This window comes from Mesorhizobium sp. M7A.F.Ca.US.006.04.2.1, assembly GCF_004022915.1.
In the GTDB taxonomy this organism is placed as follows: Bacteria; Pseudomonadota; Alphaproteobacteria; order Rhizobiales; family Rhizobiaceae; genus Mesorhizobium; species Mesorhizobium ciceri.
Map to the genome: position 1 here is coordinate 1 of NZ_RZQA01000221.1, position 7,894 is coordinate 7,894.

Here is a 7,894-nt window from a genome sequence, read left to right on the forward strand (position 1 = left end):
GGGCACGGCCGCCGTGCTGATTGCTGGCTATTTCGCGCCTGACCTGGCGATCTGGGCCGGTCTCGGCGCCTTTCTCGGTCATCTCTTCCCGGTATGGCTGGGCTTCAAGGGCGGCAAGGGCGTCGCCACCTATCTCGGCGTGCTGATCGGCCTTGCCTGGCAGGTAGCGCTGATCTTCGCCGTCGTCTGGCTGGTGATGGCATTCCTCTTCCGTTATTCCTCGCTTGCGGCGCTGACGGCGGCGGTCATCGTGCCGATCGCCCTCTATGTCCTGAGCACGCCGCAAATTGCCGGATTGTTCGTGGTGATGAGCGTCATCGTTTTCATCAAGCACCGGGAAAACATTTCGCGCCTGCTTGCCGGCACCGAGGGCAAGATCGGAGCCAAGGGATGAGCGAGCCGACCGCCGGGCCGCGCCTCAGCGACCGGCAGCGGCTGAGCTGGCTACGACTGATCCGCACCCAGAATGTCGGCCCTGCCTCCTTTCGCGACCTGATCAACCGCTTCGGCTCAGCCGAAGCGGCGCTTGAAATACTGCCGGAACTGATGATTTCGGGCGGCGCCATCCGGATCGCCCGCATCCCGTCCGTTGCCGAGGCCGAGGCCGAACTGGAAACAGCTGGAAAGGCCGGCGCCCGCTTTGTCGGCATCGGTGAAGCAGACTACCCACCCCTCTTGCGCAACATGGATCATCCGCCGCCCCTGCTGGCGGTAAAGGGCAACGCAGCTGTTTTCCGGCTGCCGGGTGTCGCCATAGTCGGGGCACGCAACGCGTCGCTGGCCGGCATCAAGATGGCGCGCATGCTGGCAGCCGACCTCGGCCGCGACGGCTACGCAATCGTCTCCGGCCTGGCGCGCGGCATCGACACAGCGGCGCATCAGGGCAGTCTTGCGACCGGCACGATCGGCGTGCTGGCCGGCGGCCTCGACCAGCCTTATCCGCCTGAAAATGCAGGCCTGTGCGAAGAGATTGCCGAGCGTGGCGCCATCATTTCGGAGATGCCGTTCGGCTGGCAGCCGCGCGCTCAGGATTTTCCGCGCCGCAACCGCCTTGTCGCGGGTGCGGTCCTTGGGCTGGTGGTGGTCGAGGCAGCGCAACGCTCTGGGTCCCTGATCAGCGCCAGGCTTGCCGGCGAAATGGGCCGACTGGTCTTCGCTGTACCGGGCTCACCGCTCGATCCACGCGCCGCCGGCGCCAACGGCCTGCTCAAGGAGGGCGCCACCCTGGTCACCGAGGCATCGGATATTTCCAGGGCAATCGCGCCGCTGACCGGCATGCGAGCGCCCGACGTGCCGCCGTTCGAAGAGCCGCCCGACTTCTTGGCCGCACCACCGCCCGGCGAAAGCGACCGCGCCCGCGTCATCGAGGCGCTCGGCCCGACGCCAGTGCCGGTCGACGAGATCATCCGCCATACCCGCCTGCACCCGGCCCAAGTGTTCATGGTGCTGCTGGAACTCGACCTCGCCGGCCGGCTCGAGCGCCATGCGGGAGGACATGTTTCGCTGGTGTTTGGGGATTCTTCTGTCTGACCGACACCTCCGGTGTGACGCTGTTCGCTTCCCAGCAAGAAGATTCGCCCACGTCATCCGGGGGCAGAAAAAACGCAGCAACCAGATTTACAACTGACATGTTAGTGAGATATCACTGCCTCCGAACCTCTTTCGGAGACTTCCGGTGACATCACGCTTTGGCCTTTCGGCCGCCCTTGCCACGCCTTTTGACGCCTCCGGGCAGATCGCCACCGCCCTCATGGTCGCCCAGGCCAAGCGTTGCCTGGCGGAGGGGTGCACCAGTGTTACGCTTTTTGGCACCACCGGCGAAGGCGCATCGGTTGGCACCGGGGAGCGGCGGTCGGTGACCGAAGCCATGCTGGCCGCCGGCATCCTGCCGCATCAGCTTGTTGCCGGCGTGCTGGTCGATGCGGCCGAAGACGCCGCTGAGCAGGCCCGGCATGCCTTGCAGCGCGGCGCCCGCAACATTCTGCTGGCGCCGCCGAGCTACTTCAAGAATGTCGGCGACGATGGTCTTTTCGGCTGGTTTTCCACTGTCTTTGCCGTGCTCGGTCCCCTCGCCCGTGGCGTTCTGCTCTACAACATCCCGTCGGTCACCATGGTGCAGCTCTCGCTTGACCTGATCGGCCGATTGCGTACGGCTTTTCCGGATGTCCTTGCGGGGGTCAAGGATTCCGGCGGGGATTGGGATTACAGCGAGGCGCTGCTCGGCGCCCATGGCGATCTGGTGATCTTGATCGGTGACGAGCGGCATCTGGCACGAGCCGTGCGAATTGGCGCTCAAGGCGCAATCTCTGGCATGGCCAATTTCGTTACCAGCGAAATCCGGGCCATGGCCGAGGACGGACGCGACGACACACGCGTCGAGCGTTTCGTGCTCGAATTGCTCAAACACCCGGTAACGCCGGCGGTGAAGGTCATGGTGGCGCGCAAGACCAGCGACGACCGCTGGCTGGCGGTCCGTCCGCCGCTGGAGCCGATCGGTTCGCAGGGGCGACAACAGCTGGCTGACGCCTATCATGGGCTGTTTGCCAGGGAATCAGCCTGACCAGCAAAGGGATACGCGCTGAAATGGAAGACGGCAGCGAGCCGACCACGCTTAGGGAAAAAGCCTATGCCAGCTTCACGCGGCATTTGCTGGCCCGCGATCTGCTGCCGGGCCAGTTCGTATCGCAGCGCGAACTGGTCGCCTTCACCGGTCTGCCGCTCGGCGCCATTCGCGAAATCGTGCCGCGTCTCGAGGCCGAAGGGCTTCTGACGACGATCCCGCAGCGCGGCATGCAGATCGCCCATATCGACATCAGCCTGATCCGCGAGGCTTTTCAGTTCCGCCTGTTCATGGAGCGCGAAGCGGTGGCGCTGTTCACCGCCAGCGCTTCCGATGACGAACTTGCCCGCCTGCGGCGCGAACACGAGGAGATGCTGGCTCAAGCCCTTTCGCAGGCGCCGACGCCGGAAATGGAAGCCAGGGCGCAGAGCATCGACTGGGCGATGCACGACACTTTCATCGATGCGCTGGGCAACGAGATCATCGCCAAGGCCTATCTGGTCAACTCGGTGAAGATCCGGCTGATCCATCAGGAGCGCTTCCGCATCGACGGGCGCGTCGTGCCGGTCATGCGTGAGCACCTTGCGGTCATCGAAGCCATGGAAAGCCGCGACCCGCAGAAGGCGGTCGAGGCGATCAGCCTGCACATCGACAAGGCGCGCCGGCTGGCGCTGCAAATCTGAGGAAGCATGAGCCGCGTCGCGGTCGCGACGCATTCGACAACGACAGCAACCGGGAGGAAGAAATGTCGTCCAATCTGTTCAACCCAACCAGGAGGCAACTCCTCCAGGGAACCGCGGCACTTGCCGCCGCCGGCCTTGTGGGTGTTCGCCCAGGCTTTGCCGCGGCCGTCGACTGGAAGCGCTTTGCCGGCACGACGCTTGACGTCAATCTGGTGAAAAGCCCGCGCAGCGACACCCTGATAAAATATCTCGCCGAGTTCGAGGAGTTGACCGGGATCAAGGTCAATGCCGAGGCAACGCCTGAGCAGCAGCAGCGCCAGAAGACGGTGATCGAATTGAGCTCCGGCAAGCCGAGCTTCGACGTCGTGCATCTGAGCTACCATGTGCAGAAGCGGCAGTTCGAAAAAGGCGGCTGGCTTGCCGACATATCAGGCTATCTCGCCGACCCCACCCTTACCGATCCGGGTCTGGTCGAAAACGATTTCGCCGACGCCGGCATGCTGTTCGCCAAGGACGGTCAGGGCGTGCTGCGCTCGCTGCCCTTCTCGGTCGACTACTGGATCGTTTACTGGAACAAGGAGTTGTTCGAGGCCAAGGGCCTCAAATATCCCGAAACCTTCGAGCAGCTGGTGGCCGCGGCCGAGGCGCTGACCGACCCGTCGACCAATACTTACGGTTTCGTCGCCCGCGGCATCAAGAACGCCAACACGCCGGTGTGGACATCGCTCATGCTCGGCTACGACATGACGCCACTCGACGCTCAGGGCAAGCTGCGCACGACGTCGCCCGAGGCGATCGAGGCCGCCGGCCTCTACCAGCGGCTGATGACCAAATCCGCGCCTCCAGGCGTCACTGGCTTCAACTGGGCCGAAGCGCAGTCCGCCTTCCTGCAAGGCAAGATCGGCATGTGGTTCGATGGCGTCGGCTTTGCCCCGCCGATGGAAAATCCGGAAAAATCGCGGGTGGTCGGCAAGGTCGGCTATGGCGTCATGCCCAAGGGTCCCAAGGCGCACGCGGCTGGCACCTTCGGCGACGGTATCGGCGTGACGGCCACCAGCGAGAAGAAGGAGGCCGCCTATCTGTTCTGCCAGTGGGCAGTGTCGCCGGTCATGGCGCGCGCCTGCTGCAGGCAGGCGCCGGCGTACCGTTCCGCAAATCGGTGCTCGAAGATCCAAAGGTGCGCGAAGGTGTCACCATGCCGGCAAGCTGGCTCGATGCGGTGGTCGGCTCCGGCAATGTCAGCCGGCTATCGCTGCCGGTCATCATCCCGGTCACAGAGTTCCGCGACATCTACGGCGTGGCGCTGACCAATTTGATCGCCGGCGCTGATCCCGCCGAGGAGTTGAAGAAGGCTACCGACCAATTCCAGCCGGTCCTCGACAGGAGCGAGCAAGGCTGATGTCCGCCACCACCCCAGAACGCACCGGGGTGACGACGCAAGCCATCGAAGGGAGCCAGACGATCCGGCTGGCTCCCAACTACTGGCCTTTCGTCGTTCCGGCGCTCGTCGTCGTCGGCGCCGTGATCGTCTTTCCCTGGGCTTTCACGCTGTGGATGAGCGTCAACCGCTGGACGCTCGGCCAGTCGCGAAGCTTTGCCGGGATGGAGAATTATCTGCGGCTGGCGTACGACCAACGCTTCTGGGAATCGCTTCTCCATACTTTGAGCTACACCTTCCTTTCGGTTGCCGCGCCGATGTTGCTCGGCACCATCGCCGCCCTGATCTTCGACGCCAGGTTTCCGCTGCGTGGCCTGCTGCGCGGCGTCTTCGTGATGCCTATGATGGCAACGCCGGTCGCCGTGGCGCTGGTCTGGACGATGATGTTCCACCCCCAGCTCGGCGTCCTCAACTATCTTCTGTCGCTGGTCGGCATTCCGGCGCAGGAATGGATCTTCAACGCCAACACGGTCATCCCGTCGCTGGTTGCGGTCGAGACCTGGCAGTGGACGCCGCTGGTGATGCTGATCGTGCTCGGCGGCCTGGCGTCCGTGCCGCGCGAGCCGTTCGAAAGCGCCGAAATCGACGGCGCCAATGCCTGGCAGCAATTCCGCTATCTCACCTTGCCGATGATCGCGCCGTTCCTGATGATCGCGGTGATCATCCGCACCATCGACGCACTGAAGAGTTTCGACATCATCTACGCGATGACCCAGGGCGGGCCGGGCACGGCCTCGGAGACCATCAACATCTATCTCTACAACACCGCCTTTTCCTACTACGACATCGGCTATGGCTCGGCCATGGCCGTGGTGTTCTTCATCGTCATCGTCGCCCTGTCCTTCATCCTCCTGATGTTGCGCCAGCGCTCGAAGTGGATCGGCGTGGAGGGCAAATAGATGACTTCACGACTGCTCAACCGGATCGGGCTGTTCTTCGCGGCCCTGGTCTTCGTCTCGCCGGCGATCCTGTTCTTCCTCTGGATGATCTCGCTGTCGCTGAAATTCGAGATCGACAACGGCGCCTATCCGCCGATCCTGATCCCCGAACATCTCGCCTGGTCGAACTATGCAAAAGTGTTCGAGGAGAACAATTTCCTGCTCTATCTCTGGAATTCGGTTCTGGTGACCGGCACGGCGACGCTTTTGGCGCTGCTGATCGGCGTGCCGGCCGGCTATGGCATCGCGCGGCTCAAGGCCGAGCGATCGGCGGTGGTCATCATGATCGCCCGCATGACGCCGGGGCTTTCCTATCTCATCCCGCTGTTCCTGCTGTTCCAATGGGTCGGCATTCTCGGCACGCTGTGGCCGCAGATCATCATCCATCTGGTGGTGACCGTGCCGATCGTCGTCTGGGTGATGATCGGCTATTTCGAGACCACCCCGATGGAACTGGAAGAGGCCGCCAACATCGACGGCGCCAGTTCCTGGCAGGTGTTCCGGCTGGTCGCCTTGCCCATCGCCAAGCCGGGCATAGTGGTCGCTTTTATCCTGTCCGTCATCTTCTCATGGAACAATTTCGTCTTCGGCGTGGTGCTCGCCAGCCGTGAGACGCGCACGCTGCCGGTCGCCGTCTACAACATGCTCTCCTACGAGCAAGTGAGCTGGGGGCCGCTCGCCGCCGCGGCCCTGGTGGTGACACTGCCGGTACTGGTCCTGACCATGTTCGCACAAAGGCAGATCGTCGCCGGACTGACCGCGGGCGCCGTCAAGGGCGGCTGAAGGCACGCTACGGCATCGCACTCTTTTTCGAGGAAAACCCAATGGCATCGGTCACAATCAACAACGTGCAAAAGGCTTTCGGAACGGCCAGGATTATCCACGATGTCAGCGTCGATATCGCTGACGGCGAGTTCGTCATCCTGGTCGGCCCGTCGGGCTGCGGGAAGTCGACGCTGCTGCGCATGATTGCCGGACTTGAAACGATCTCGGGCGGCAGGATCGCCATTGGCGATCGCACCGTCAACAATCTGCGGGCGCGCGACCGCAACATCGCCATGGTGTTCCAGAACTACGCGCTCTATCCGCACATGACGGTGGCCGACAATATGGGCTTTGCCCTCAAGATCAAGAAAGCCGATCCGGCCGACACCGCAAGCCGCGTCGGCAGGGCCGCCAGCATCCTGGGCCTCGACAAGCTGCTCGACCGCTATCCGCGCCAGCTCTCCGGCGGCCAGCGCCAGCGCGTCGCCATGGGCCGCGCCATCGTGCGCGACCCGCAAGTCTTCCTGTTCGACGAGCCGCTCAGCAATCTCGACGCCAAATTGCGCGTCCAGATGCGCGGCGAGATCAAGGCGTTGCACCAGCGGCTGGGCACCACCACCATTTACGTCACGCATGATCAGATCGAGGCCATGACCATGGCCGACAAGATCGTCGTGCTGCATGACGGCCTTGTCGAGCAGATCGGTGCGCCGCTCGACCTTTATGACCGTCCGGCCAATCTGTTCGTTGCCGGCTTCATTGGCTCGCCGGCCATGAACTTCATTGCCGGCCGCGTCGAGGAAGGCGTTTTCCGCAGCACCGGCGGGCTGACCCTGCCGCTGCCGGAAGGCATCAACCTGGCAAAAATTCCCGTGGGTGAACTCATCTACGGCATCCGTCCCGAACATATCCGAGCAACGATTTCCCAGGGTATTGCCGGCACGATCGTGCTTCTGGAAGCCACGGGTTCGGAAATCTTCGCCAGGGTCGACTGCGCCGGCGAGGAAATCTCCTGCCTATTCCGGGAGCGGCTTGCGCTGAAGCAAGGCGCGCAGATGCGCATCGAGATCGACCGCGCCTGTGCTCATCTGTTCGACGCCAAGACCGGTCGGCGATTCTAGCGCAAAGGTCTGATATCCCGGCGCAAAGGTCTCAAGCCACGGTTCGCTCTTGCCACTCGCATCGCTTGGCAGCAATCTCGGATCAAAGAGCCGCTCATCGGGTGGATGTCGGCGTCCCGGGGTTTTGCCATGACACGCGATCAGATGCTCGCCCACCTTCGATCCGCCGACGCGGTCGCGCGCGAGGCGGCGGCACATGGGCATCATCCCTTTGGTTGCGTTCTGGTCGGGCCGGATGACCGCGTGCTGATGCGGCAGGGCAATCTCGACACGGTGCGCCATGCCGAGACGGAGCTCGCCCGGCGCGCCGCGGCTGCCTACGAGCCGGAGTTCCTGTGGCAATGCACGCTGGTCTCAACCTTCGAGCCCTGCGCGATGTGCGCCGGCAC

At 63.5% G+C, this 7,894-nt stretch carries 8 protein-coding genes and 1 pseudogene; all 9 read left to right on the top strand.

Annotated features, from left to right (window positions below):
* A partial coding sequence (locus tag EN925_RS14095) for a glycerol-3-phosphate acyltransferase (protein WP_164894206.1) occupies positions 1 to 394 on the top strand: 394 nt, incomplete at its 5' end.
* On the top strand, positions 391 to 1,530 hold the full coding sequence (gene dprA, locus EN925_RS14100) for a DNA-processing protein DprA (protein ID WP_127385888.1): 1,140 nt from the start codon (positions 391 to 393) through the stop codon (positions 1,528 to 1,530). The genes EN925_RS14095 and dprA, both read left to right, overlap by 4 nt.
* A 145-nt stretch (positions 1,531 to 1,675) precedes the next feature.
* Complete coding sequence (locus EN925_RS14105) at positions 1,676 to 2,560, top strand: dihydrodipicolinate synthase family protein (RefSeq protein WP_127370137.1); 885 nt, start codon at positions 1,676 to 1,678, stop codon at positions 2,558 to 2,560.
* 23 nt (positions 2,561 to 2,583) lie between these two features.
* A complete protein-coding gene (locus EN925_RS14110; RefSeq protein WP_064995846.1) occupies positions 2,584 to 3,243 on the top strand; it encodes a GntR family transcriptional regulator in 660 nt (219 codons plus the stop codon).
* Between the two features lie 62 nt (positions 3,244 to 3,305).
* Positions 3,306 to 4,642: pseudogene (locus EN925_RS14115) on the top strand (sugar ABC transporter substrate-binding protein).
* Positions 4,642 to 5,580, top strand: a complete 939-nt coding sequence (locus EN925_RS14120) for a sugar ABC transporter permease (protein ID WP_127370202.1) — start codon at positions 4,642 to 4,644, stop codon at positions 5,578 to 5,580. Before EN925_RS14115 ends, EN925_RS14120 begins: the two are co-directional and overlap by 1 nt.
* On the top strand, positions 5,581 to 6,402 hold the full coding sequence (locus EN925_RS14125; RefSeq protein ID WP_127385629.1) for a carbohydrate ABC transporter permease: 822 nt from the start codon (positions 5,581 to 5,583) through the stop codon (positions 6,400 to 6,402). It begins immediately after the preceding gene.
* A 41-nt stretch (positions 6,403 to 6,443) separates the two neighbouring features.
* Positions 6,444 to 7,505 (top strand): sn-glycerol-3-phosphate ABC transporter ATP-binding protein UgpC, encoded by a 1,062-nt coding sequence (gene ugpC, locus EN925_RS14130; protein ID WP_127369499.1) that lies wholly within the window; start codon positions 6,444 to 6,446, stop codon positions 7,503 to 7,505.
* A gap of 129 nt (positions 7,506 to 7,634) precedes the next feature.
* Positions 7,635 to 7,894 (top strand): nucleoside deaminase (locus tag EN925_RS14135; RefSeq protein WP_164894207.1); only part of this gene is annotated, 260 nt, incomplete at its 3' end.